This is a genomic window from Streptomyces sp. NPDC046925 (assembly GCF_040644915.1).
In the GTDB taxonomy this organism is placed as follows: domain Bacteria; phylum Actinomycetota; class Actinomycetes; order Streptomycetales; family Streptomycetaceae; genus Streptomyces.
This window is the reverse complement of sequence record NZ_JBEYWZ010000002.1, coordinates 118,750-144,006: the sequence shown is the minus strand read 5'-3', so window position 1 is coordinate 144,006 and position 25,257 is coordinate 118,750. Positions and strand designations below refer to the sequence as shown.

Sequence of the window (25,257 nt, the reverse complement as noted above, 5' to 3'; positions counted from 1 at the left end):
GGCATGGATGCACACGAGGTTTCGCCGGGCACGCGGTTGCTGGTCGTCGACGACGAGCCGGCCATCCTTGACGTGCTGGCCACGTCATTGCGCTTCCTCGGCTACGAGGTGGGGGAAGCGGCCACCGGAACAGAGGCGCTGGCCGCCGTCCGCCGGCAGGCGCCGCATCTCATCCTGCTCGACGTGATGCTCCCCGACGTGGACGGCTTCGAGGTGGTCCGCCGTTTGCGCCAGGGCGGTTCGGAAGTACCGGTGATCTTCCTGACCGCGCGGGAGAGTGGGCAGGACATCGTGGGCGGCCTCGACCTGGGCGCGGACGACTACATCACCAAGCCCTTCCGCCTCGCCGAGGTCGCCGCGCGGGTGCGTGCCGTCATGAGGCGCGGCGAGAGCCGCACCGCGGCACGGGTTCTGTCCTGCGCGGACCTGGAGATGGACACCGAGACCTACGAGGTACGCCGGGCGGGCGTACGCGTGGACCTCTCGCCCACCGAGTTCCGGCTCCTGCACCACCTGCTCCTGAACAAGAACCGTGTCCTCACCCACGAGCAACTCCTCGAACGCGTATGGGACTTCGGCGAGTCGGACCCCGGCGTGCTCAAGACCTACATCTCCTACCTGCGCCGCAAACTCGACGCTCTCGGTCCCTGCCTCATCGAAACCCGCCGTGCCGTGGGCTACATCCTCCGCGACCAGGCGACACCGTGACGCCGCGGACCTCGTGGCGGCGCCGGACGCGGCCCCGTTCGCTGCGCGGCCGCCTGCTCCTAGCCCTCCTGACACTGGCGGCCGTCGCCCTGATCGTGCTGGACGTGGTGGTGTACGGGGCATTGCAAGGCGATCTCACGGAGCGCACCGATGTCACGCTGCGCGCGGTCCGCCAGCGCGCGGCCAACCAACTGGCGCAACCCGGGGCCGGCACGACGTTGGGCAACGATGTCCGCCTGCTCGGCGCATCGGAGTTCTACCTGCAACTGCGCCGCCCCGACGGCACGGTCCGCAATCTCGCGCCCCGGCTGCGCGACCCGGACGACACCGCGCCACGCCTGCCGGACCCACTGCCCGCGCCCGGTGCCCACGAACCGGTCACCGTGGCCGCGAAAGGCCCCGGCGACCCCGACTACCGGCTGCTGACCCAGCGAGTACTCGGCCAGGGCACCCTGATCGCGGCCGTGCCGCTCGACCAGGTGCAGGGCACGCTGCGCCGCGTCCTCGTGGTCGAGGCGGCAGCTACCGGGGGAGTCCTCGCGATGCTGGCGGGCGCCGGACTATGGGTGCTGCGGCGCGGTCTGCGACCGCTGGAATCGATGGCCCACTCCGCGGACGCCATCGCGGCCGGGGAACGTTCCGGGCGCGTCGCACCGGCCGACGCGGACACCGAGGTCGGCCGTCTCGGCCTGGCCCTGAACACGATGCTGGCCGGCCAGCAGGCCACCCAGGAGCGGCTGCGACGGTTCGTCGCCGACGCCTCGCACGAACTGCGGACCCCCGTCACGGCCGTGCTCGGCTACGCCGACCTGCATCACCAGGGCGTACTCGCCGTGCCCGAGCAGCGCGAGCGGGCCATGCACGGCATCACCACCGAGGCGCTGCGCATGCGCCGCCTGGTCGACGACCTGCTGCTCCTGGCCCGGCTCGACAGCGCGCCGCCCCGCCCGCGACAGCCCGTGGACATGGCCGCCATCGCCCGCGACGCGGTGTCCGCCGCGCGGATCGTGGCCCCCGAGCGGCCCCTGAGCGTGCGCACGCAAGACGGCGCCCTCGTGCACGGGGACGGCGAGCAACTGCGCCGCGTGCTCGACAATCTGCTGGCCAACGTACGCAGCCACACGCCGGCCGGCACCCCGGCACAGGTGACGGTACGCACCGACCTGCCGGGCGATGAGCCGACGGGTACGGCGATGGTCGTCGTCGAGGTGGCGGACCAGGGGCCGGGGATCGCCGCCGATGCGCTGCCGCGTGTCTTCGACCGCTTCTACCGCGCCGCCGCGCAGCGGAGCGGCGAGGGCAGCGGCCTGGGTCTTGCCATCGTCGCGGCCGTCGCCGGGGCCCACGGCGGCACCGTCGACCTCTCCAGCGCGCAGGGCGAGGGCACGCGGGTGACGCTCCGGCTGCCGATACCGCCCTGACGCGGCCAGGCGGCCCGTCCGGCACATCGTGTGCCTGACGGGCCGCCGCGGTCGATCAGCCCCTTCGCCGCGGGCCGCAGAATCAGTCGCCCCGCGCTGCCGCGGTGCACTCCTTCGAGCCCTCGCACTCCTGAAGTTCCTTCAGGGACGCGGCGAGTTGTTTGCGGGTAGCCGAGGACAGCTGCCCGTACGTGTTGTGCAGCATGTCCGGGTCCTTGGCGCGGTCGTAGTACTCGTGGGAACCGTCGGCGTACTCGACGTATGTGTACTTGTCGGTGCGCAGGGCTCCGTAGGTGGGCGGATTCCCGCTTCCCTTGCGGGGTTTGTCGGGGTCTTTCGCCGAGTGGTTGGGCCCGTGGTGCTCCACCAGGGCGGCCTGCGGCCAGTCCTCGGGAGTCTGCCCCTTCAGCAACGGCACCAGGCTCCGGCCGTCGACCCGCGCGTCGGGTGTGCCGCCGCCCAGTTCGGTGAACGTGGGGCAGATGTCGATGTTGGAGGCGATCGCGTCCGTCGTGACACCCTGCTTGACGCCGGGACCGGTGACGATCAGGGGAACGTTCACGTCGGTGTCGAAGGCGGTCTGTTTGCCGGGCATCAGGCGGTACTGGCCCATGTGGAAGCCGTTGTCCGAGGCGAAGGCGAAGACGGTGTTGTCCAGGACACCCTCCTTCTTCAGCTTCCCCTGGAGGTCACCGATCATCCGGTCGACGGCCTGAACGGAACGCACGCGCTTGCGGTGGGTCTTGGTGATCTGCTTGACCTGCTGGGGCGTGAAGGCCTTTTTGTCCTTCAGCCACTCAGGGGCGTCGCCGGGCGTCTTGTCGAAGGCAGGCGGCTTCGGCAGCTTCAGGTCCTGGAACTTGCCCTCGTCCTGCGGCGCCGCGGTCGCCGGGCCGTGCGGGGCGAAGGTGGAGATGTCGAGGACGAAGGGCTTCTTGTCCTTCACCGAGTCCTCGATGAAGTCCTGCCCCTTCTTGTTCACGACGTCCGTCAGGTAGTCCTTCGGGTCGTGGCCGTAGTCGACGGTCTTGCCGTTCTCGTTGAGGGTGTAGTCGTACTCTTTGTAGCCGTTGCCGGCCACGGCCCACTCGTCCCAGCCGGGGGGCACGTAATTCTCCTGGCCGCCGACGGTCATGTCCGGCTCATAGCCGTTGAGATACTTGCCCATCATCGCCGTACGGTAGCCCTGCCCCTTCAGAGCGGTGGCGAAGGTCTTGTCCTCGTTGCCCTTGCCGTGAAAGGTGTCGAACCCGCCGTCCGGCGGCGTGTTGGTGAACACCCCCGTGTTGTGCGGGAACTTGCCCGTGTAGATGGACGAACGCGACGGGCAGCACAGCGAGTCCGTCACCGTGTAGTTGGAGAAGGAAGTGCCCTCCTTCTGCATGGCCTTCACGTGCGGCATGTAGTTCACCAGGTCCGACGAAAGGTCATCGGTGAGCACCCACACGATATTGGGTCGCTGACCGGCCGAAGCGGCGTCCGCCGCCTCTCCGCCGTCCTGCTCACCTCCCCCAGCCCCGCCACCGGCACAGGACATGGTTCCGAGCGCGAGAGCAACCGTGGTCACCCACAGCGGGATCTTCTTGCGGGCATTGCTGATGGACACACCTGCTCCTTCTACGCGGGTCGGGATGGGAACGGCCCCGGAGACCCCGACCCTGCCAAAGAAGTGTGGGAACTCCGTGGGAACACCGCGCGAGGGGCGTGGGAAAGCATGACGGCCGGTTCAGGGTGAGGGATGGGTGGCGGACGCGGCCTGTACGTAATGGAGTTGCAGTCAGTCGTCTTCCCGTCCGGCAGTACCACGGGGGGCAGAGGGCGTGACGCCGGGCCCTGTCCCTGGGGTGCGCCCCTCGGCGAGCCGGAGTGCAGGGTCCGGCGGCGGACGTGCCCATCAATGACGTAGCGCCGCTGGAGGTGCGTACCGCCGATGCCCAGGTGGCGCTGACCGGGCTCGGCGTGCTGCTGCAACAGCCCCGGGAGCAGTCCTGGGTCAACCTCAGCGTCACGGACCTGCGCCGGGCCGACTGCGACGGGCTGTGGCTGCACGAAGTCAACCTCGACCGCTCCTGCATGGAGGCAGCGGGCCTGTACCACGCCAACCTGACACAGGCCTCCCTCGTCTCCGTCAACCTGCGGCACGCCGACCTGAAGACGGCGATCCTGCGTCGGGCCCGCTGCGTCCTGGCAGACCTGCGCGGGGCCCGGCTGGTCGAAACCGACTTGCGTGACGCGGACTTCACCGCGGCCGACCTGCGCGAGGCGAACCTGCGCAAGGCCGACGCAGGCGGCGCTGTCTTCCGCCGCGCCGACCTGCGTCTGGCCGACTTGCGTGGCTCCGACCTGAGCACAGCGGATCTTCTTCAGGCACGTCTGACCGGCGCGTTGGCCAGCGAGCACACGCACTGGCCTACCGGTTTCGACCACGCGAGCGCCGGTGTCGTCGTCACCGAGGACCCCGGCCCAGAGCCCTCGCCGCTGCTTCAGCCTTCGGGGATAACGACGCAGCACCCGCCGCTGCGGTCCATGCCGTGACCGAGAGGGCGGATGAAGGGCGTTGCGCGAGGGGAGGACCCGGCCGACGTCACCTGTGGCGTCCGTTGCAATACCTCTCGGCATACGCGTGGTTCTCCGCCGAACTCGGGCGGATTGATGAGGGATTCCGTGAGCTTCTGGCCGACGGCCCACTGATTCGCCCGCAGCACCCGCACTGGTGGATCGGTGGGCAACCTTTTCTGTGTCCCGGAGGTCATGTGCGTGGCACCCGCATAGCGGGTGGGCATGGTCATTTCCGCCTCGGGGTGTTCCTGAGGCGCTGGAACGCAGGGGAAACACCTTCATGCAGCACCGCACCGCCGTGGCAGGCTTCGCCGGGGCCCTGGCCCTGTCCGCGCTCACGATTCCTGGAGCCGCGCAGGCGGATGACTTCTCCGGCGACATCAAGATCACGGAGGTGATCGTCAACGGGGGGAAGGACATCGTTCTGGGGACCACGGACGTGAAGACGTTCACCATCGCGGTGACCGCCGTGGACGACTCGGGCATCGAGACCGGAAACACCTACCCGGTCATGTGGCACACCCCCCTGCCGAACGGCGACTCCTACGGTCTCGTGACGCCCGGCAACATCGCGGGCACGTGCGTGCGCCAGAGTTCCACCACGACCACCTGCACCCACACGCTGAAAATGAACCCGCGCATCCACCCCCAGGACAACACCACGGCCGGTACCTGGACCGTGCGCTCCCACGTTCTGGCCAACGACGGTGACTACCTCACCAAGGACTCCGCCGCGAAGGCCAGGGTCCTGCGCAACTCCAGGCTGACGGTCAACGCCTCGCCGGAACCGGTGAAGAAGAACAAGACGATCACCGTCACGGGCGCCCTGACCCGCGCCAACTGGGAGACCTACAAGTACGCCGGCTACACCAAGCAGCCGGTGAAGCTCCAGTTCAAGAAGAAGGGCACCAACACCTACAAGACCCTCAAGAGCGTCACAACGGACAGCAAGGGCAACCTGAAGACGGCGACGAAGGCCACGGCGGACGGCTACTTCCGCTACTCCTTCGCCGGCACGTCCACCACCCCGGCGGTCGCCTCCGCGGCGGACTACGTCGACGTCAGGTAACCCCTGGGAGGGGGCCGGTCTTTCGTTGTGCGGCCTGTGCGTGTGATCTGTGACCCGCGCGTGTGATCTGAGAGAGGAGTGGCCGCTGATGTCCGCTGCGATCAGTCTGGCCAAGGTGGAGGCGAGGGCGCCGGGGCTGGTCAGCCTTTACAAGAGCGCCGCCGTCAGTCTGCGCAAGAACCGGCTGGAGGGGGAGCGGGCCGCGGTCTATCTCGTCCTTGACCGGTCCGGGTCGATGCGGGAGTACTACCGGGACGGCACGGTCCAGCACCTGGCCGAGCACGTGCTGTCGCTGTCCGCGCATCTGGATGACGACGGCATCGTTCCGGTGGTGTTCTTCTCCACCGACCTCGACGGGACGGCCGATCTCGACCTGGAGAACTACGAGGGCCGGATCGACAAGCTGCACCAGACGCTGGGGCACATGGGCCGGACCAACTACCACTGGGCCATGGACGCGGTCATAGATCATTACGTCGACTCCGGCAGCACCGCGCCCGCTCTCGTGGTGTTCCAGACCGACGGCGGCCCCACCAGCCGGGCCGCCGCGGAACGTTTCCTGTGCAAGGCGGCCCGGCTCCCGCTGTTCTGGCAGTTCATCGGCTTCGGTGATCCCGACGACAACGAGTTCCGTTTCCTGCACAAGCTCGATGATCTCCCTGTTCCCGGCAAGCGGATCGTGGACAACGCCGGCTTCTTCCACGCCGGCCGGGACCCGCGGGCCATGAGTGACGTCTCCCTGTACGACCACCTGTTGCAGGAGTTTCCCGACTGGCTGGCCGCTGCTCGCGCTGCGGGAGTTGCGGCCACCCAGTGAGGCGCTAGGAGAGCATGGTTTCGATGGCGGCCTGGATGTCGTCGCTCTGGGCGTCCGAGCTGCCCGGACCGAGGTTCACCATGACTGTGGCCTGCCTGCCGTCGAGCGTGGCACCGGCCGCCGTTTCGAAGCCGAGGAAGTCGCCGGTGTGCCCCCAGTAGAGGCCACCGGCGGGCAGCGGCATGCTTTCCAGGCCGAGACCGTAGGCGCGGCCGTCGGAGTTGCCGGTCGGGCGGGTCTTCATCATCTCCTTGAGCTGGGCCGCGGGCAGCAGCTTGCCGCCCAGCAGCGCGCCCATGAACCGGTTGATGTCGGTGCCGCTGGAGATGATCCCGCCCGCCGTGCCGCCGACCGTGGGGTTGAGCGCGGTGACGTCCAGGAGCGGCGCGTCCGGGCCCGGCTGTGCGTATCCGCGCGGGTGCGGTCCGGGGATCGCCGGGTCGTCGCCCGGGAACGATGTCCCCCGCAGGTGCAGCGGCTCGACGATGCGCCGCTGAAGCTCTTCTCCGTACGAGTGGCCGGTCACCCTCTCGATGATCATGCCGGCCAGTAAGTAACCGGTGTTGGAGTACTTCCAGTCGGTACCCGGCTTGAAGTTCGGTGGGTGGGCGAGCGCCAGCTTCACGAGATCACGGGGGTCGTGGTGGGCCATCGGGTCCTGGACGACATCCTGCGGCTTGAGGTAGGCGAGGAAGTCGGGCAGCCCGCTGGTGTGCTGGAGCAGCTGCCTGACAGTTACCTTGCGCCCGTCGTTGCCGTGGCCCCGCACGACGCCGGGAAGGTAGCGCTCCACTGGCGCGTCGAGGTCGACGCGACGCTCTCCCACCAGCTGCAGCACCATCGTCGCGGTGAACGTCTTGGTCATGCTGCCGATCCGGAACCTGCTGTCGCGGTGCACGGGCGCGCGGTTCTCGACGTTCGCGACGCCGCTGGTCAGTACCGTGCGGCGGTGCCGGTCCCGCACCTCGGCCAGTGCTCCGGGGGCGCCGTCGACCGTGGTTATTCGGTGCAGCAGCGCACGCAGCCGCGCGTCGTCGGTGTGACGCGCGGGCTCCCCGGCGGTGTGTTCGGAGGCGGTGGCCGCGGTCGCGGTGGCCGGCAATACGCCCCCCACTACTCCCATCGCCACGGCCAGTGTGAGTGCGCCACCCAGTGCGCGCCTGTTCTTGAGCATGCGGGATTCCTTCATCGTCGAGGCTTGCGGTGTCCTCACACGATGTCGGCACCGGGTACACCGGAGCGATGGGGCGATCAACCGGATCGGTGGTGGGGTTACCCCCCGATAGCCTCCACATCGGCGGCGATCAGGTCCAACTGCAGATTGGGAAATCCGCTGCGCGAGCATGCCCGAGACCGCCGGTACAACGCCATGTTTCGGTGAGGTTACGCCACTTCAGGCAGGTCGGATGTGCGGCCTGACCAGGGGTTTGGTGGTGTGGAGTCGTAATTGCGCCACCCGCCCTCTCCGGTACGTGGATCCCGTATGCCGGAAGTCTTGTTCCACAACCGGTGATCGTCCTAGGGTCAGGCCACCCCGCACGACAGGCCACGCGTACGGCCGACCACGGGACCCGCCGTCGATACGGCGCACCGCTGTCGCCCGTACGCGCGGTCCGGCGTGCGCGGAATGACGGCTGCGCAGGCATGTGAAGGACGAAAGCAGGCGGGTGAGTTGGCGAGCGAGCAGCAGAACGAGCGGTCAGCACAGCACGGGCCAGGCGAACGGTCAGCACAGCACGGGCCAGGCGAACGGCCACAGCAGGGGCCAGGAGAAGGGCCCCAGCAGGGGCAGACGGCCCCCGGGGAGCGGCCCGGCCGGCGCGGGTTTCTCGTCGGGGCGGGGCTGGCGGGTGCCGCCGGGCTCATCAGCGCCCCGGCAGCCGGGAGCGCGAGCGCGGCCACCGGCACCAGGAGCGGGCCCGACGCACCCGGTGCGGTGAGGGCGGAACAGTTCAGCGGGGCCCGGAAGTTGCTCGTACCGGAGCTGCTGATGCTGCCGGACGGGCCGAAGCGTGGCCAGGCCGTCCTCGTCGACGGCCGGAAGTTCAAGGCGGTCGGGCCGGCGCGCGAGCTGATGGCAGCGCATCCCGGCCTGCGGCCGGTGCGGCTGGACGGGCACTTGATCATGCCGGGGTTCGTCGACGCGCATCACCACTTGACGCAGAGTTTCGGCAAGGCCCAGTCGTTCGGGCAGCCTTCGGAGATCTTCAAGACGATCTGGGAGCCGCTGGAGCACGCACTCGACACGGAGAGCGCCTACGTGTCGGCGAAGCTGGCCTCCCTGGAGGCACTGCGCGGCGGCTTCACGACGGTCGCCGATGCCGGGACCAGGGCACCGGTCGATGTGGCCGTGGTGGCGAAGGCGACGGAAGAGGCCGGTATCCGGTGCGTCCTGTCCAAGGTCGTTTCCGACGGGAAGGGCGGGCCGGAACACCTGCGCCGGTGGGAGGCGCATCCGCTGGTCCATCCCTCGCTGGCTATCCCCGTGCCCGAGGACGCGCCCGGAAGAATCATCAAGCGGACGGCGGACCTGTGCCGCGAGGCCGGCGCGGTGTTCCAGATCCACGTCAACGAGCACCTGGCCTCCGTGGAACGGTCGTTGAAGAGCGTGGGTCGGCGCCCGGTCGAGCAGCTGCACCACCTCGGAGCCCTTGGTCCACACACGCTCGGTTCGCACGGCACTTTGCTCACGCCCGGCGAGATGCGGATGCTCGCCGACTCCGGCGCGGCCATCAGCTACAACCCCGTGGCCAGTGCCTGGAAGGGCAACGCCGTCGCACACGCCACGATGCTGGCCGCGATGGGGGTGCGCTTCGGTACCGGCACGGACGGCACGCGCGGTGATGGATTCCGTCTCGTGGACGCCGCGGAGACGGCGCAGCGGCTTGCGTACGGCATCGCGGCGGGGGATTCCTCGTGCGGCGCGGGAGGGTTGTGGCTGGAGCACGCGACATCGCTCAGTGCCGACGCGCTCGGCCTGGGCAAGGTGACCGGGCAGATCGCGGCGGGCAAGGCCGCTGACTTCCTCGTCGTGAACATCGACGTCCCCGAGCTCACTCCCTCGTGGGACCTGGAGTGGGAACTGGTCCGGCTGGCCAACCGCGACCAGATCACCGCTGTCGTGGTCGACGGCAAGCTGCGGCTGTGGGAAGGATGGCCGCCGGACTGGGACGGGCGCGCGCTGGTGGCACAGGCGGCGAAGGTCGGTCCCGAGGTGGTGCGCCGCGCCGGGTTGCAGCGCGTGGAGCCGCGGTAGGTATGGGCCGTGAGCCGGCACCGGGCGCCTTCACCGCGTCTCTTCGTGCCGGCTCACCGCCCCGGCGGAAGCCACCGTGCGACGGCGAACGCGACCAGCGTGATCGCAGCGGCCAAGGCCAGCGTCGCGGTGTGCAGGCCCGCGGTGAACGCGTCGACGGCCGCCTCGCGCAGATGGGCATCGGAGGTGCGGGACGCGGCTTCCGCGACCGTCGTCGGCCGGCCGGGGCCGGGCAGCCGGGAGGGGAGACGGGCAGTGAAGACGGAGGTGGTGACGGTGCCGGTGACGGCGATCCCGACGGCACTGCCCAGCTCCCGTGCAAGGCTCTGCACCGCCGAGCCGGTCCCCGCCCTCTCCGGGGGCAGCTCACTCATCACGGCGTGCGAAAGCAGCGGGCTCGCGGTGCCGCAGCCGAGCGCGGTGAGTGCGGCACCCAGGGCGTAGAGCGCGTAGGGGGTGTGGGCATCGGCCATGGACACCACGCACAGCCCGGCGGCCAGGACCAACATCCCGATGAGGACGGTGCCGCGTCGGCCGCACAGCCGCTCGAGTAGCAGGCCGAGGCGCGGTCCTGCAAGGAGCGCCGCGGCCATCGGCAGCAACCGCAGCCCGGCTTCGAGCGGCCCGTACCCCTTGGCGTACTGCAGGTATTGGCCGTTGAGGTAGAAGAGGCCGAACATGCCGGCGAAGAGCGTGGCCATGCCGACCGCGCCCGCCCGTACGGTCGGCCGCGCGAAGAGCCGCGGGTCCAGGAGCGGCTCGCGGGCGCGCAGTTCATGCCGGGCCCAGGCGGCAAGGAGTACGACGGCCGCGGTGCAGGCAGCCAGCACCGGCGGGGCGCTCCAGCCGGACTGCGGGCCACAGACGATCGCGTAGAGCAGCGCCAGAAAGCCCGCGGTGAGCAGCGCGCCGGCCAGCGGTGCGGCAGGGCTCGGACGACGGGCGGTGACAGGGGTCACGGCGGCCACCAGGAGCAGGGCGCACAGGGAGAGCGGAATCAGGCAGAGGAAGAGGGTGCGCCAACTGCCGTACTCGATGGCGGCACCGCCTCCCACGTTGCCCAGGACGGCAGCGAGTCCCGTCATGGATGCCCACACGCCGACGGCCTTGCGCCGAGCCTGATCGGGCAGGCCCTCGACCAACAAGGCGAGCGTGGTGGGCAGCACGGCGGCGGCGCCCGCCCCACTGATCATGCGTCCGGCGATCAGTACGGTGATGTGCGGTGCCGCGGCGCAGATCACCGCGCCGAGCGCGAAGACTCCCATGCCGCACAGGAGCGTTCCCTTGCGGCCCCGGCGATCGGCGAGCGCGCCTGCGGGCAGCAACAGGCAGGCGAAGATGACGACATAGCCGTCCACCACCCACACCACGGCCTGGGCGGAGGGGCGCAGCGCGTCGGCCGACAGGTCGGGGATGGCCAGATTGACGGCGGACACCATGCCGACCACCAAGGTGACGCACAAACACATGGCCAGCGTGGTCAGCGCGGGCGGACGGTGCGGGCCTTGGTGGGCGTCGGGTGCGGGAGGGGTGGCGGGCGCGTCGTGGGTGTCGGTGCCCGGAGCGGTGCCGTGGGCGGGGTCGGCGTGATCCAACGAGACCTCCGGGAAAAGGAGCCGGGCGCAGCACGGCACACCGCGCGACGCTGACGCCCCGTCACAGAGGCGTGCTCGCGCGGGGATGGTCCGCGATGCGGCTACAGCAGTGAGCTGTCGGCGGGGCCGGTGCGCCTGCTCGCCCGGTCGAGAGTGGCGTGCAGGGTCAGCCGGTCCCCGCGCAGATGAAGGAATTCCAGGTCGGCGGGGCGGCCGTCGGCGAGGAGGGTGAGACGCTCGACGGCCAGGAGCGCGCCGCCCTCGGGCATCTCCAGGACCGCGCAGGTCGCCGGATCGGGGACCGTCGCGTGCACGGACACCTCGGCCGAGCCGAGCGGCATGCCCGTCGCGGTCTCGATCAGATCGAAGACGTCGTGGTTCTCCAGCGCGCGAGGCGTCGCCCCGGCGTGCGCCAGGAGAGGCTCACCCACCTCGGGAATGAGATAGGTGCAGTCCAGGGAGAGAGGAACGCCGTCCACCCGGCGCAGCCGCTCCAGGTAGACAGCCGGGCTGCCCTCGGGCAGAGCAAGTCGGCGGGCGACCGCGAGCGGCGGCCGCAGGATGCGGGCTTCGCGTACTTCGTTGACGACAGCGCCGTGCCGTTGCAGCACCTCGGCGAGCCCCGACAGTTCGCCCAGCGGATGCTCGTAGGCGCGGCCGATCACGACCGTGCCCACGCCCCGGCGGCGTTCGACAAGGCCCTCGTCCCGCAGGACGCCCAGGGCCTCCCGGACGGTGTTGCGTGAAGCGCCGAATTCGGCGATCAGGGCTCGCTCATCGGGCAGCACGCCACCGGGAAAGGCGCCGTGCAGGACCTGCCTGCGCAAAACGCTGGCCACGGTCCGGGCCCGGTCGGCCCGCGTCAGCGGCACGCCGGACCCCTCACCCCCCGGCTTCGGATCGCGCATGGCTCCCTCAAGTCACATGTGTCGGTGTACGGCGCGGGCAACACGTCGCGCCAGACACCGACGCTAGGCGAGCAATGTTGCCGCGAAGTTACGCCACCCCATGTGACCTGCAGTGATGTCGTGACCTGGGGCTTTGGTGGGCGGCTGGACAGGTGTGCCACCGGCTCCGGCGGGCGCGGGCCACTCATCGGGCGGTCACCTGGCTCGGGACAGACCTGATTCCCGGTATGGACCCGGGGGCGGAGGCATGGACAGGGGCGGATCGGGATGTCGGGACCAGCGGTCATGACCCGCAGCGCGGGTCCGCGTCAGCCGGTGGGGGAGATGCCAGCCTGGCTGTTCTGGCTGTTCTGGCTGTTCACGCTGTTCTCGCGGGCGTCGAGCAGCTCGTCCCAGTGCTCCGTCGCCCATCGGCACGCGGCATCCAGCGGCTCCAGCACGCTGCGGCCCAGCGGTGTCAGCGCGTACTCGACCCGCAGTTTCGGGTCGGCGTGCACCGTACGGGACACGAACCCGTTCGCCTCCAGGCCGCGGAGTGATGTGGTGAGCACCTTCGGGGTGACGCGGCGCAGTGGGACGCGGAGTTCGGAGTACCGGCGCGGACCGTCTTCCAGGCAGCGCAGGATCATGGGTGCCCATTTGTCGCCGAAGCGGAAGGGCACCAGTGAGGACGGGCACAGCTCGTCGAACAAGTCGGGCGGCAGCGGCGGCCGTTGCGTCATCGAGGGTCTCCCGTCTGCAGTCTTGGTATCCAGCCGGTGACCGACCCTCTGGATACCTTGTCGAGCATCGACGCAACGGGAGGTATTCCGACGGCGGGCCGGACCGTGGCCGTGGGGGAGGACCGCCTGCTCGGCAACCTCACCGATCCGCACCTCGCGCACACCGACGGATGCAGAGCCACCGGCGTCGAACGAACACCCTCATCTCGACATGCAAAGGCAAGGCAGAACATGATGCGCGCAGCCCGCTTCCACGCATACGGTCCAGCGGAGAGCCTGGTGATCGAGCAGGCCCCCGACCCCAGCCCCGGACCCGGTGAGATCCGCATCCGCGTCACGGCGGCCAGCGTCAATCCCATCGACTGGAAGCTGCGCGCCGGCGCACTGCAGCAGCTGATCCCCCTGGAGCTGCCCGCCATTCCCGGGCGTGACGCCGTCGGTGTCGTCGACGAAATCGGTGACGGAGTGCAGGGGGTGAGCATCGGCGACCGCGTCTTCGGGCTGGGCGGTGTCACCGGGGCGACCGCCGAGCTGACCGTCCTCTCGGCTTGGGCCCATGCCCCTGACAGGTGGAACGATGAGCAGGCCGCGGGCGCCGGTCTGGCATCCGTCACCGCGATGCGCGGCCTGAACGCGCTCGGCCCCCTCGCGGGACGCCGCCTTCTCGTCGAGGGCGCCGCCGGAGGCGTGGGCAGCGCGGCAGTCGAGATCGCCGTCGCAGGAGGCGCCACCGTGATCGGGACAGCCGGCGAACACAACCACGAGTTCCTCGCCTCTCTCGGCGCCGTTCCCACCACCTACGGTCCCGGCCTCGCGCAGCGCCTCACTGCTCTGGCGCCGCACGGCATCGACATCGCGCTCGACACCGCGGCCTCCGGATCCCTGGCGGACCTCGTCGCGATCGCGGGCGACCCGACGCGCGTCGCGACGGTCGCCGACCACGCGGGAGGACAGCGCCTGGGCACGCATGTGGTCAACGCGGAGAACGACTCCGCCCTCCTGTCCGCGGCCGCGGAACTGGGGCGGCAGGGCCGCTACACACCCCGTATCGAAGAGACCTATCCCTTGGAGCGGATCGCCGAGGCCCATGCGCACGCCGAGCGCGGCCGCACCCGCGGAAAGATCGTGATCTGCATCTGAGGCGGGCTCGGAACAACTTCCCGTTGGGTCTTCAGGTCGCCGCGGCGGCCTGAAGGGCGGCAGCGACGAAGGACGCGACCTGGCGCCGGTTGTCGTCACGGGGCCAGGCGAGGACGAGTGCGCTGGTGGGGGCGTCGGTGACGGGCCGGTAGACGAGGTCGGGGTGCATGGGCTGGGCCAGCGAGCGGGGCAGTACGGCGATGGTGCGGCCCAATCTGATCATCTGGAGAGCTTCGGCCGCGTCGGTGACCTCGGGTCCGGTTGCCGCTTCGGGGACTCCGGTCCAGCTGACGCCTTTCCAGCGCGGCAGTGTCTCCTGGCTGAGCTCGGCGAGGGTGACCTGCGGGCGGGCGGCGAGCCGGTGGTCCGGGGGCAGGATCGCGACGCGTCCTTCGACCGCCAGGGTGGTGTGGTCCAGGCCGGCCATGTCGTCGAACGGCGCGTAGAGCAGGGCGACATCGGCCCGGCCGTCGCGGAGATAGTCGGCGCGGTCGGTGGCTCCGCCGAAGAGGATGTCGACCTGGCGGGCGTCGGGCTGGTCGGCGTAGGCGGCAAGGATGCCGGACAGGAGGTTGCCGTCGCCGCCGGGTTTGATCACCAGGCGCAGGGGGGCCTGCCGGTCTCCGGCCCGGCGCGCCTTGTCCGCTGCCACGCTGACGGCGTTGAGGGCGTGCCGGCCATGGTGCAGGAGCGCTTCGCCGGCGGAGGTGAGGGCGACGTGCCTGCTGGAGCGCTCCAGCAGCTTCGTCCCGAGCCGTGATTCCAGGCGCCGGATCGATTTGGACAGCGCCGGCTGGGCGATCGCCAGGCGGGTCGCGGCATGCCCGAAGTGCAGTTCCTCGGCCACGGCGACGAAGTGCTCCAGCTCCCGGGTCTCCAGCTCAGCCATGGGGCCAAGGCTACCGCCGGATCCATTCCTCACAGGCATCGAACAAGAGCGAACGGATCTTGGACGCTCGGAAAAAGTGGCTGTTCACTGGGGGCATGATTCACCACACGATGATCGTAGCGTTCGACAGTCCGATTCCCGCAGGCGAGCTGGACCAGTACCTCAAGGAGTTCGAGGAGCTGGTGACGGGCTCCGGCCTGGTCGAGGCCTTCGCGGCCCGGCACCACATCAGGGTCCCGGGCGACGACCACGCCCCGGTAGCCGTCGCGAGCGCCATCCTGCAGTTGCAGGTGGCCGATCTCGATGCCCTGAACGCGACCTTCACGATGCCCGGGGCCCTCGACCTCATCGAGCGCTGGCGGGCCCGGCACCCCTACAAGGCGATCTGGGCCAACCACGAACCGTTGGCCTGAGCAGCTACCGGCGAGGGCCGGCCTGCTCACGGGCGTCGGCGTTGGTGCATCGGCGTCGGCGTCGGCGTCGGCTTCGGCGCCGACAGCGGAATCGGCGGGCCGGCCCGCAGGCACCGCATGCACAGCAGGGCGTTCCGTGCCGCTGCAAATCCTGTTGCGTCATTCCGGCCTCGGCCTGAACTGTGGTGCCAGGGTTGCCGCTACAGCCTGCACGGTCGTTGACGTAACGGGAAGGGGCTCATGTCAGGCGTAGTTGTCGTCGGTGCGGGGATCGTGGGCTCGTCCGTGGCCTACCACCTGGCCCGTAGGGGCGTCCCGGTCACGCTCCTTGAGCAAGGGCCTGCCCCGGCCACCGGGGTCACCGGAACTTCCTTCGCCTGGATCGGCAACGCGGGCGGCCATTGGCCCGGCGGGGCACAGGTCCTCCGCGAACACGTCCTGGCGGACTACGGACTCCTGGAGAACGAACTGCCGGGCATCAACCTCCGCCGCACCGGCTCGCTGTCCTGGTCCGGCAACACACCATCACCGGACTCACAACTGGGGCCCGGCCGGTTCCGTATCGGCCGCGACGACATCGCAGCCCTGGAACCCAACCTCCGCAACCCGCCCAAGCAGGCCATCCACACCCCCGGCGACGCAGGCGTCGACCCCACGGCCCTGACCCGCGCACTCACAGCAGCCGCCGCAGCCCACGGGGCGACCGTGCTCTACGACACCGCGGTCACCGCCCTGCACATGACCGGCGGACGCGTCCGGGGCGTGCTGACCCCGGCCGGGCTCCACCGCGCCGACACCGTCGTCCTCGCGGCCGGAACCACCATCCCCCGCCTCTGTCAGCCGCTGGCGGCCGATCTGGAGATCGCCGCATCCCCGGCCACCCTCGCCCGGGTCACCGCGCCACCCGGCCTCATCAAAACCATCGTGGCACGCCCCGATATCGAGGTCCGGGGGACGGCCACCTCCTGATGGTCGTGCCGCACACCGAAGACACAGCAGCACTAAAACAGGCCGCCCGGGACACACTCCGCCGCCTGAAAGCGACCTTCCAGGGAAGCGACCAGTGCCGCCTGCTGGGCTACCGCACCGGCCAACGCCCCATGCCGGCCCACGGACCCGTCATCGGATACCCGACACGCGACCGATCCCTCTACGTCGCGGTCATGCACTCCGCGATCAGCCTCGCGCCCACCGCCGGGCGCCTCATCGCGGACGAACTCACCACCGGCCGACCGGCCCCCGAGCTACAACGATGTCGTCCACACACCCACTGACACCGGGCGGCTCGGGGGCCGTGGCTGTTACGGCACGCGTGCCACGCCGACCCATCCGGCCCTGATGGTCAGCGTGCCGGGCATGTCCGCGTCCGGTTTCCATTCCGGCCAGGGAACGAAGCCGGGGTCGACCAGTTCGAGACCGTCGAAGAGCGAGACCGTCTGCTGCGGGCTGCGCAGGATGTAGGGAATCGCGCCGGAGTTATTGTACTCCTCCTGCACGCTGCGGTGCAGCTCATCGTCGGCATCGGAATGAGTCAGTGAGGCATAGCTGCCGGAAGGAAGGCCCGCCACCAGACCGCGCACCAGAGTCAGCACGTCTTCCCAGGGGTCTATGTGCCCCAGCACATCATTGATCACAAGGCCGATGGGCTGGGACATGTCGAGCGTTTTCGCCGCGCCCTGAAGGATTTTGTCGGTGTCGCGCATGTCCGCCAGGACGTAATCGGTGGCGCCTTCGGGCGTGCTGCGCAAGAGCGTGTCGACGTGCATCAGCACAATCGGGTCGTGGTCGACGTAGACCACTCGGCTGTCCGGCGCGATGCGCTGGGCGATCTCGTGGGTGTTGTTGGCCGTGGGCAGCCCGGCGCCCACGTCGAGGAACTGCCTGATCCCTTCCCGCGCCATCCAGCTCACCGAGCGACGCAGTACATCGCGCGACTCCTGGGCCATCGGGACGATCAGCGGGAACTTCTCTTTGTAGGCGTCACCGGCCCGTTGGTCGGATTCGTAATGGTCCTTGCCGCCCAGCCAGTAGTTCCATACGCGCGCGCTGTGCGGAAGGGAGGTATCTATTTTGTGGATGTCTGCCGGCTCACTGCTCATTACGGTGCCTCTTTCAATTCGTCAGGGCGGGGCAAGGACAGCGGAACGGTCCGATCTTCTCGAGGCAGGCTGTCATCGCGATATGCCCGGGCGCAACGCCGGTGCGGCCAGCAGTGCTTGCGCAGGGTGCTGCATCAACAGACGTACGGTCGCTGTGAGTTCGCGATCCGGGTACGCGGAGCGTCATCGCTGCTGCGGGTGGCAGGAAATCATCGGGTTCTGCGGGCGCTCCACAACGGCAGTTGCTCGAACAGGGTGACGGCCTGTCCATTCCAGTGCCGGTGCCAGGAGGCGGCTTCGTCAGCTGCGGCGCGGGCGTAATGGTCGATGGCCGACTGTACGCGGGTGTGCACGTCGTGGCGGTGGGCGATGTCCCGGATGCGATCGACGGTCTGCGGTGTGCAGCCGGGGGAGCCGAGGGCGGCTTTGACGGTTTCGTGCTCGTCCCCACTCGTGACGGCGAGGAGCTGGCGAGTCAGGTAGGTGAGGCGACCGGCGCGCAGGTCGGCACCCCGGGGTTTGCCGGTGGTGTCGGGGTCGCCGAAGAGGTCGAGGTAATCGTCGCGTAGCTGACCGCTGAGGCCGGCCAACTGCGCATAGCGGCGCAGACTCTCCTCATGGTCGGTCAGATCCTGGCCTGCGGCGAGCAAGCCCAGGCGCATGGGGGTCAGGACGGTGTAGCGGGACGTCTTGTACTCGACGACCGTCTCCAGCAACTCCAACTCCCCGTCGGGCGCGGGGAGTACGTCACGTTCGAGATCGAGGACCTGGCCGATGACGGTGTCGGTCGTCACCCCGAGCTGGACGTCGATCAGGGCCTGCTTCCTGTCGGCGGGCAGATCGGCCCGGGACAGGACGCGCAGGGCCAGGAAACCGGCCAGGTCACCCACCATCATGGCGAGTCCCAGCGCGGCCTGCGGGTGGTGGGGGAGTTCCTCGCGGCATGCGTAATACGTCGAGGGGCCACCGCGTCGCGTCGGCGAGTCGTCCATGACGTCGTCGAGGATGAGCGCGTGGCTGTGGAGCAGCTCAAGACTCAGCGCCGCCTCCGCAAGACCCGGCACGTCCTCCCCGGTGACGAGACTTGCCGCCTCGTAGAGCAGGGCGACCCGCACCCGCTTTCCGCCGCGCAGTGACAACTGCGCCAGCAACTCCAGACAGCGGGGCGGGAAACGGCCCAGCTGCGCACCTGGGAGATCACCGGGGAGATCTGCGAAGTACTGCTCGAAGGCCGCATTGAACCGCTGCTGATGGCCGGCGACTCGCTCCAGGGCGCTGCGGGTAGTGCTGTTCATAGAGATTCGGGTCGACCTTCCCACATGGACGTGAAGGGCCAGCTTGCCATTCGACGGAAACGAGCCCGCGACCGGCGGCAGAACCGAGAGCACCGGGTTTGGTGGTCCAGCCAGGACCCTCCCCGTTGGGTGTGTGGGTGCGTGGGCGGTGGACCGGTTCGAGCCGCTCTGTCGCTCAGTAGCCGGGCGTCCATCGGCTGTCCCGGATCGCGGTGCGCAGTTCGTCGTCGGAGGCGGCTGGGGCGACGCCGTCGGCGACGGCCTGCCGTGCCACGGCCAGCGCGATGTCGTCAGCAACGTCCCGAACGTCCGCCCACGCCGGGAGCAGCGGAGCGCTCGCGTCCGAGAGAGCCGGGGAGGCGTCACCGAGCGCGCGCGCCGCGGCCCGCATCATCGCGTCGGTCACTCGGTTCGCCCGCGCCGCGGTCACCGCCAGTCCCACGGCCGGGAAGACGTAGACGTTGTTGCACTGTGCGACGGGGATGTCGACGCCGTCACGGTGCAGCGGCGGGAAGGGCGAGCCCGTCGCCACCAGGGCTTTGCCGTCGGTCCACGCATCCAGATCTGCCGGCCGGGCCTCCGCGTTCGCAGTGGGGTTGGACAAGGGGAAGATGATCGGCCGGTCCGCCTTCGCGGCCACGGTCCGCACGATCTGCTCGGTGAACGCGCCCTTCGCCGTGGAGAGCCCGAGCAGGACCCCTACCCGCATGTTCTCGACGACGTCCGCCAACTGCGGGGCTCCGTCGGCGTCCCAGCTCTCGACGTCGGCGGGATCGTGCGCGAAGGCACGCTGGTCCTCGGCGAGATCGTCGCGATCGGTGGTGAGCAGGCCATCGACGTCGAGGATCCAGCAGCGGGCGCGGGCCTGCGCGTCCGACAGTCCCTCGTCGACCATCTCCTGACGCACCATGTCCATGACGCCGATGCCCGCGGACCCCGCCCCCACCATCACCACGTGCTGCTCCTTCAGCGGGATGCCGGCGACCTTGCTCGCCCCGTGCAGGGCACCGAGTGCGACGGCGGCCGTGCCCTGGATGTCGTCGTTGAAGGTGAGCAGCCGGTCTCGGTACCGTTCCAGGATCGGCGCCGCGTGCGGGGTGGCGAAGTCCTCCCATTGCAGCAGCACTTCGGGGAGTTCGGCCCGCACCGCCTCCACGAACGCGTCCACGAAGGCGAAGTAGTCGTCGTCGCTGATGCGGCGGTGCCGCCATCCCAGGTAGAACGGGTCGTCGAGCAGATCGGCGTTGTCGGTGCCGACGTCGAGCAGGATCGGAAGGGTACGCGCCGGGTCGATGCCTCCGATCAGTGTGTAGAGCGAGAGCTTGCCGACCGGGATGCCCATTCCGCCGACCCCCTGGTCACCGATGCCCAGGATGCGCTGCCCGTCGGTGACGACGATGACGTCGATGTCCTTGCGGGGGCGGTTGCGCAGCATCTCCACCAGCTGGTCTCGGTGCGGCCAGGACAGGTAGAGCCCGCGCGGACGCTGCCACAGCTCGGAGAAGTGTTTGCATCCTTCGGCGACGGTCGGGGTGTAGACGAGGGGCAGCGCCCTCGGTACGTCATGGGCGAGTACGGCATAGAAGAGGGTCTCGTTACGGTCCTGCAGGGAGCGCAGATACACGTATCGCTGGAGGTCGTCGGCCTGCCGGTCGATTTGCCCCCAGGAGCGGCGGACCTGCTCGTCCAGGCTGGTCACCGCGTAGGGAAGCAGCCCACGCAGCCCGTGTTCGGCGCGCTCGCTCTCGCTGAACGCGGTTCCCTTCGTATGCAGCGGGTCGGACAGCAGGCCGGGACCGGTGAGATCGCTCATGGAGTCATGGTCACGGCGCAATGCCGGCTATCGCCCCTCGACACGCCACCCTCGTGTCGCACACCGAGCGCTGCAGTCGGCCCGTACGGTCGGTCCGCAAGATCCCGTACTGTCGGTCCGTGATGATCAGACTGGGCGCTCCCCGTACCCTCGGCGTTCCTGCGGCCGAGGCTCGGTTGCGCTTCGACACGGAATGGCAGGAAAGCGGCGGCGGTCCGCGGCGCCGCCTGCTCATGGTCGACGACGAGCCTGCCTTCGAGCTCAGTTTCTACTGCGGAACCTGCCCCCTCCTGTTCCGCCGATTGGAGACCGCGAGGACGAAGTTGTCCCTTGCGGACGTGCAGGAACGGCTCACCGGCGCGCTGGAGGATCCGGACGAGGGCGGAGTGATCGATGCGTTCGGCGCGCTGCTGCCGGAGGGCGAGTACCTTCCGCTGCTCCTGAGCGTGGAACCCCGGCTGGTCGTCCCCGGCCAGGAAGGCGACTACTTCAGCGGCGAGCAGGTCACGACGTGGGGGATCGATCAGTTCTGGGGCCTGCCCGAGTACCCGCACACCCCGTACTACCGGACCTTCGAGACGGCCGTCGACTCGGGGGCCCACCTGTACGAGTTTGTCGTGCCGATGGTTCCCCCGTCGTGGAACGAGAGGGAGCGCGTCGAGGAGTACGCCACGCTCATGGAGCAGGGGACGGTCCCCACGGCGGTGGCGATCTCCACCCTCGACCTGTGCGAGCCCGCCGCCGGGATGCCGATCGACCACTACCAGCACTGGGGCCTGACGCACTTCCTCCTCGACGGCCACCACAAACTGGAGGCCGCTGCCACGACCGGCCGACCGGTGCGGATCCTCTCGCTCCTGGCCTCGGGCGAGAGCCTGGCCGGAGCGGAAGACTGCGCCCGCCTGCCTGCCCTGCGCGCCCGCCCCCGTTCGACCCGGGGGAGCGGCACCTGAACCAGCGCCCCCCTGCCGTCGTAGCGGCGTCCGAGCTGTGCTCTGCGACGACGGCAAGGGAGAAGCGCGCCCTCTGAGTAGGTCGGAGGGACCGGTGTGTTCAGATGCCGCAGGAGGATGCCGACCAGAAGCGGCTTGCGCGGTGATCGAGGTGGGTGTGGTCGCCGTGGCCCGGGTAGCCGGGGCCGAGGATTCCGTTGAAGCCGTGGTTGCGGGCCTGCTGGGCGAGGCGGCATAGCGAGTGCGGGCCCGAGCCGAGGTCGGCCGCGTCGCCGTACAGGTGACGGCTGCCGGCCGCTCCGCCGACCGCGTCGTTGCACGCATGCGAGCGGAATCCGCTGGTCACGCGAATGGGCTGGTCGCCGAGGGCGTGTCGCAGTGCCTCGAGCTTCCACATGGTGCGCAGGGCGTTGGCCTTCGCGGTGCTCGCGCTCACCGCGCCGCCCGCCCAGGTGGAGTTGCAGGTGTTGAGTTCGGCGTAGGTGAAGTGGATCGGTGTGCAGTCGTTGTCCTGCAGAGCGTAGATCTTGCTGAAGGTCGCCGGGCCGGCCACGCCGTCGGCGGCCAGGCCGTAAGCCGACTGGAACCGTTTGACCGCGGCAGTGGTCGCCGGTCCGTAGGAGCCGTCGATGGCGAGCGCGCCGCCGCTGCCGGCGTGACCTGCCACCCGTATCTGCAACTGCGTCACGTCGGCGCCCGAGGCCCCTGGGGACAGGTTGCGCGACCATGTGTAGCAGCCGTCGGCCTGAGCGGTTCCGGTGGTGGCCACGACACCGCCCAGGGTTGCGGCAATGAGCATGACAATCGTGAGGATGAGTCGTGCGGTGCGTCTGGTCATCAGAGCACTCCATGGGGGGGCGGGGGACGGGAGATGCGCACGTGCAGTCCGAGCCTGGCGGGATGGGCGGCGCACGTCAACGGGACGTCAACGGCCGTCATTTGTCGCGCCATTGGCGGCTGGCGGCTGGCGGCTGGCGGCTGACGGCTGGCGGCCGACGGTTCGAGTGAGGCACGGCAGCGTGGACCGGCCCCGGACGTGTCCCCGCGTGGCTGGTGCGCCCGGTCCGGCGAAGAGCTGCGCATCGTACCCAGAGGGGACAAGCTGGGGCCGCAGCGTCGCTGCGGCCCCAGCCTTGCAGTCGCGCCGGCGAGGTGCCCCCTGCAACCTGCTGGCGCTTCCTACCCCCTCGGAATGGTCTGTGGCGGTGTCCCGGGCCGTGGTCCGTCAGAGCCTGCCCGGGCTACGGCTCGGTGATGCCGGACCACGGAGGTCGGCAACCGGCGCGCGACGCTTTGTGCGGGCGCGTGGTCGTCTCGGGCAGCCCAGGTCATTAGCCGGACGTAACTGACCCGCATATCCCGCTCCTCCTGGTAGCAAAACATCCATCAGCGTTCAGGGAAACGGATCTTGACGACCGCCCGTCGGGTCCAAGTGCGTGCGCTCGAGCACCGGCAGCGCCCCGAACCGCAGCTGACGCAGGTTGGCCTTGAAGTCGACCCGATCGGACGCTTTAATGAATGAACAGGCATTTATTAATTGATCGGAGCCGTGATGGCGGGACGCCCCCGAGGGGTCGAGGATGCGGTGATCTTGCGTGCGGCGGCCGACGTGATCGGCCGGGTGGGTCCCGTAGGGCTCACTCTGGCCGTTGTCGCTCGTGAGGTGGGACTGGTGCCCGGCACGCTCGTGCAGCGGTTCGGGTCCAAGCGCGGGCTGCTTCTGGCACTCGCCGAGCAGTCCGCGAAAGACGCCGCCTCGCTGCCCGGGCGGCAACGGGAGGAGCACGAATCGGCACTTGAGGCGCTGGCGGCGCTGATCGTGGACTCGATGGCGTCGATGACCACGCCCGAGACCTTCGCCAACCATCTGGCGTTCTTGTGCATCGATCTCACGGACCCGGAGTTCCGGCAGCACGCACTGGTCATCCACCAGGCTCAGGGCCGAGCCATCGAGGCCCTGCTCGCAGAGGCCCTGCTCGCGGGCGAACTGCGCACCGGGACGGACGTCACGGTCCTGGCCGGCACCGTGCAGGCAATCACCTCCGGTACCGGCCTGCTGTGGGCCCTCGACCGCCAAGGCACCCTCGTACAGCGTCTCCGGCAAGAGCTCACCAACGTGCTGTCCCCTCACCTCGCTCCCCGCCACGGCCACGACCTGGAGGACTCATGACGAACGACGCACGCTCGCTGCTCGGGAAGGTGGCCCTGGTCGCCGGCGGCACCCGCGGCGGCGGGCGGGGCATCGCCACCGAACTCGGAGCCGCCGGCGCGACGGTGTACGTGACCGGCCGCAGCAGCACCTCCGGACGCTCCGACCTGGACCGCCCGGAAACCATCGAGGAGACCGCCGAAAGGATCACCGCCGCCGGCGGCACCGCCATCCCCGTCCGCACCGACCACAGCCGCCCGGACGAGGTCCGTGTCCTGGTCGACCGGATCGCGGCCGAACAGAGCGGACGGCTCGACATCCTGGTCAACTCCGTATGGGGCGGAGACCCGCTGACCGACTGGGAGCACCCGCTGTGGGAGCAGGACCTGGATACCGGCCTCCGGCTCTTGCGGCAGGCGGTGGAGACCCATGTGATCACCAGCCGGTACGCGCTCCCGCTGATGGTCGCCCGCAAGAGCGGTCTCGTCGTGGAGGTCACCGACGGCAACACCGCCCGCTACCGCGGCTCCCTCTTCTACGACCTCGCAAAGTCGGCGGTGATCCGACTGGCCGTCGCCCAGGCCGCCGAACTGAAGGCGCACGACATCGCAGCCGTGGCGATCACGCCCGGCTTCCTGCGCTCGGAGGCCATGCTGGAGGGCTTCGGCGTCACCGAGGCCAACTGGCGGGACGGCGCGGCCAAAGATCCGCACTTCGCCCACTCCGAAAGCCCGGCCTACCTGGGACGCGCGGTCGCCTCTCTGGCCGCCGACCCCGACATCATGGCCAAGTCCGGGCGGGCCCTGGCCACTTGGGGCCTGTACAAGGAGTACGGGTTCACCGACGCCGACGGCACACAACCGGACTGGCTCGCGCATTGGGACCAGGCCTTGGAGGAGGAGTACGGGCCGCTCGGAGACCCGCTCTGACGTTGATCGCGCTGGCGACGAGCAGGCCGGCCTGGCCGGGAGCGGCAGGCGGGGCGATGCTCATCGTTGCGTCGAACGCGAGGTGACGGGTTCCCCGACGGGCGGCATGTCCCGGTCTCGCTCCGCAGAGGCGCGCTCGTCGGCATCGGCCAGCCAGAACCAGACCGGCGGGAAGGCCAGCTCCATTACGGCCAGAGCCACCTGGAACGGGTGCGGCCACCCGTGCACGGCCAGGGAGAGCAGCCGCCCCACGCCACCCAGCAGGAACACCGCGGCGAGCCAGCGCACCACACGCGCCGGGACGGGATCCTGCCGGGCCGCCCACAGCCAGACCAGCCCGTACCCGGCGAAGATCGCACCGAGGAACCGCCCCAGGCTGTCGAGGGTCGCGCCCGCGTCGGCCTCGCCGGGAATCGCGGCATTGCCGCCGATCACATGGAACAGGCCGATCGCCACGCACGCGACGCCCATCACCCAAGCGAACACCCGCAGCACTCTGGCCATAACGCCCCCTGGCTCCTG

At 69.6% G+C, this 25,257-nt stretch carries 23 protein-coding genes; 12 read left to right on the top strand and 11 right to left on the bottom strand.

Annotation, left to right across the window (positions count from 1 at the left end):
* The first annotated feature begins 3 nt into the window (after nucleotides 1-3).
* Nucleotides 4-708, top strand: coding sequence for a response regulator transcription factor (locus tag ABZ906_RS07025; protein ID WP_361378460.1), 705 nt, complete (start codon nucleotides 4-6; stop codon nucleotides 706-708).
* Nucleotides 705-2,129, top strand: a complete 1,425-nt coding sequence (locus tag ABZ906_RS07020; protein WP_361378457.1) for a HAMP domain-containing sensor histidine kinase — start codon at nucleotides 705-707, stop codon at nucleotides 2,127-2,129. The genes ABZ906_RS07025 and ABZ906_RS07020 overlap by 4 nt, the downstream gene beginning before the upstream one ends.
* 82 nt (nucleotides 2,130-2,211) lie before the next feature.
* Here ABZ906_RS07020 and ABZ906_RS07015 read toward each other — a convergent pair whose 3' ends face one another.
* Nucleotides 2,212-3,735 (bottom strand): sulfatase, encoded by a 1,524-nt coding sequence (locus ABZ906_RS07015; protein WP_361378454.1) that lies wholly within the window; start codon nucleotides 3,733-3,735, stop codon nucleotides 2,212-2,214.
* Nucleotides 3,736-4,016: 281 nt separating this feature from the next.
* Between ABZ906_RS07015 and ABZ906_RS07010 the strand changes: the two genes are divergently transcribed.
* From ABZ906_RS07010 to ABZ906_RS07000, 3 genes are all read left to right on the top strand, one after another.
* A complete protein-coding gene (locus tag ABZ906_RS07010) occupies nucleotides 4,017-4,664 on the top strand; it encodes a pentapeptide repeat-containing protein (protein ID WP_361378451.1) in 648 nt (215 codons plus the stop codon).
* A gap of 304 nt (nucleotides 4,665-4,968) precedes the next feature.
* Nucleotides 4,969-5,757 carry a calcium-binding protein gene (locus ABZ906_RS07005; RefSeq protein ID WP_361378448.1) on the top strand — a complete coding sequence of 263 codons (789 nt, stop codon included), beginning with the start codon at nucleotides 4,969-4,971 and terminating at the stop codon, nucleotides 5,755-5,757.
* Nucleotides 5,758-5,845: 88 nt separating this feature from the next.
* Nucleotides 5,846-6,574: a VWA domain-containing protein gene (locus ABZ906_RS07000; protein ID WP_361378445.1), complete on the top strand. Its 729-nt coding sequence runs from the start codon at nucleotides 5,846-5,848 to the stop codon at nucleotides 6,572-6,574.
* 4 nt (nucleotides 6,575-6,578) lie between these two features.
* Here the strand turns inward: ABZ906_RS07000 and ABZ906_RS06995 are convergent, their stop codons facing one another.
* Complete coding sequence (locus ABZ906_RS06995) at nucleotides 6,579-7,748, bottom strand: serine hydrolase domain-containing protein (RefSeq protein WP_361378442.1); 1,170 nt, start codon at nucleotides 7,746-7,748, stop codon at nucleotides 6,579-6,581.
* A 795-nt stretch (nucleotides 7,749-8,543) separates the two neighbouring features.
* Between ABZ906_RS06995 and ABZ906_RS06990 the strand changes: the two genes are divergently transcribed.
* Nucleotides 8,544-9,830: an amidohydrolase family protein gene (locus ABZ906_RS06990; protein ID WP_361378439.1), complete on the top strand. Its 1,287-nt coding sequence runs from the start codon at nucleotides 8,544-8,546 to the stop codon at nucleotides 9,828-9,830.
* A 53-nt stretch (nucleotides 9,831-9,883) separates the two neighbouring features.
* On the opposite strand, the gene ABZ906_RS06985 is transcribed toward ABZ906_RS06990, so the two are convergent.
* From ABZ906_RS06985 to ABZ906_RS06975, 3 genes are all read right to left on the bottom strand, one after another.
* On the bottom strand, nucleotides 9,884-11,425 hold the full coding sequence (locus tag ABZ906_RS06985; RefSeq protein WP_361378436.1) for an MFS transporter: 1,542 nt from the start codon (nucleotides 11,423-11,425) through the stop codon (nucleotides 9,884-9,886).
* Between the two features lie 101 nt (nucleotides 11,426-11,526).
* Complete coding sequence (locus ABZ906_RS06980; protein WP_361378433.1) at nucleotides 11,527-12,333, bottom strand: GntR family transcriptional regulator; 807 nt, start codon at nucleotides 12,331-12,333, stop codon at nucleotides 11,527-11,529.
* 308 nt (nucleotides 12,334-12,641) lie between these two features.
* Nucleotides 12,642-13,055 (bottom strand): helix-turn-helix domain-containing protein, encoded by a 414-nt coding sequence (locus ABZ906_RS06975; protein WP_361378430.1) that lies wholly within the window; start codon nucleotides 13,053-13,055, stop codon nucleotides 12,642-12,644.
* Between the two features lie 234 nt (nucleotides 13,056-13,289).
* Here ABZ906_RS06975 and ABZ906_RS06970 point away from each other — a divergent pair, with 234 nt between their 5' ends.
* Complete coding sequence (locus tag ABZ906_RS06970) at nucleotides 13,290-14,195, top strand: NADP-dependent oxidoreductase (RefSeq protein ID WP_361381305.1); 906 nt, start codon at nucleotides 13,290-13,292, stop codon at nucleotides 14,193-14,195.
* A 31-nt stretch (nucleotides 14,196-14,226) separates the two neighbouring features.
* On the opposite strand, the gene ABZ906_RS06965 is transcribed toward ABZ906_RS06970, so the two are convergent.
* Nucleotides 14,227-15,084 (bottom strand): LysR family transcriptional regulator, encoded by an 858-nt coding sequence (locus tag ABZ906_RS06965; RefSeq protein WP_361378427.1) that lies wholly within the window; start codon nucleotides 15,082-15,084, stop codon nucleotides 14,227-14,229.
* Between the two features lie 95 nt (nucleotides 15,085-15,179).
* Here ABZ906_RS06965 and ABZ906_RS06960 point away from each other — a divergent pair, with 95 nt between their 5' ends.
* On the top strand, nucleotides 15,180-15,497 hold the full coding sequence (locus tag ABZ906_RS06960; RefSeq protein WP_361378424.1) for a hypothetical protein: 318 nt from the start codon (nucleotides 15,180-15,182) through the stop codon (nucleotides 15,495-15,497).
* 240 nt (nucleotides 15,498-15,737) lie between these two features.
* Nucleotides 15,738-16,466 carry an FAD-dependent oxidoreductase gene (locus tag ABZ906_RS06955; protein ID WP_361378421.1) on the top strand — a complete coding sequence of 243 codons (729 nt, stop codon included), beginning with the start codon at nucleotides 15,738-15,740 and terminating at the stop codon, nucleotides 16,464-16,466.
* A gap of 332 nt (nucleotides 16,467-16,798) precedes the next feature.
* Here ABZ906_RS06955 and ABZ906_RS06950 read toward each other — a convergent pair whose 3' ends face one another.
* The 3 genes from ABZ906_RS06950 to ABZ906_RS06940 form a co-directional block, all read right to left on the bottom strand.
* A complete protein-coding gene (locus tag ABZ906_RS06950) occupies nucleotides 16,799-17,596 on the bottom strand; it encodes an SAM-dependent methyltransferase (RefSeq protein WP_361196984.1) in 798 nt (265 codons plus the stop codon).
* 209 nt (nucleotides 17,597-17,805) lie between these two features.
* Nucleotides 17,806-18,891, bottom strand: a complete 1,086-nt coding sequence (locus ABZ906_RS06945; RefSeq protein ID WP_361378418.1) for a polyprenyl synthetase family protein — start codon at nucleotides 18,889-18,891, stop codon at nucleotides 17,806-17,808.
* A gap of 175 nt (nucleotides 18,892-19,066) precedes the next feature.
* Nucleotides 19,067-20,704, bottom strand: a complete 1,638-nt coding sequence (locus ABZ906_RS06940; protein ID WP_361378415.1) for an NAD-dependent malic enzyme — start codon at nucleotides 20,702-20,704, stop codon at nucleotides 19,067-19,069.
* A 122-nt stretch (nucleotides 20,705-20,826) separates the two neighbouring features.
* On the opposite strand from ABZ906_RS06940, the gene ABZ906_RS06935 reads away from it, so the two are divergent.
* Entirely contained in the window at nucleotides 20,827-21,657 is an 831-nt protein-coding gene (locus tag ABZ906_RS06935) for a hypothetical protein (RefSeq protein WP_361381302.1), read from the top strand.
* Nucleotides 21,658-21,757: 100 nt separating this feature from the next.
* Here the strand turns inward: ABZ906_RS06935 and ABZ906_RS06930 are convergent, their stop codons facing one another.
* Nucleotides 21,758-22,495 carry a D-Ala-D-Ala carboxypeptidase family metallohydrolase gene (locus ABZ906_RS06930; protein ID WP_361196993.1) on the bottom strand — a complete coding sequence of 246 codons (738 nt, stop codon included), beginning with the start codon at nucleotides 22,493-22,495 and terminating at the stop codon, nucleotides 21,758-21,760.
* Between the two features lie 714 nt (nucleotides 22,496-23,209).
* Here ABZ906_RS06930 and ABZ906_RS06925 point away from each other — a divergent pair.
* Nucleotides 23,210-23,827, top strand: a complete 618-nt coding sequence (locus tag ABZ906_RS06925) for a helix-turn-helix domain-containing protein (RefSeq protein WP_361378412.1) — start codon at nucleotides 23,210-23,212, stop codon at nucleotides 23,825-23,827.
* Complete coding sequence (locus ABZ906_RS06920) at nucleotides 23,824-24,735, top strand: SDR family oxidoreductase (RefSeq protein WP_361378409.1); 912 nt, start codon at nucleotides 23,824-23,826, stop codon at nucleotides 24,733-24,735. Before ABZ906_RS06925 ends, ABZ906_RS06920 begins: the two co-directional genes overlap by 4 nt.
* 60 nt (nucleotides 24,736-24,795) lie before the next feature.
* Here ABZ906_RS06920 and ABZ906_RS06915 read toward each other — a convergent pair whose 3' ends face one another.
* Nucleotides 24,796-25,239, bottom strand: a complete 444-nt coding sequence (locus ABZ906_RS06915; RefSeq protein WP_361378407.1) for a DUF4345 domain-containing protein — start codon at nucleotides 25,237-25,239, stop codon at nucleotides 24,796-24,798.
* Nucleotides 25,240-25,257 lie beyond the last annotated feature (18 nt).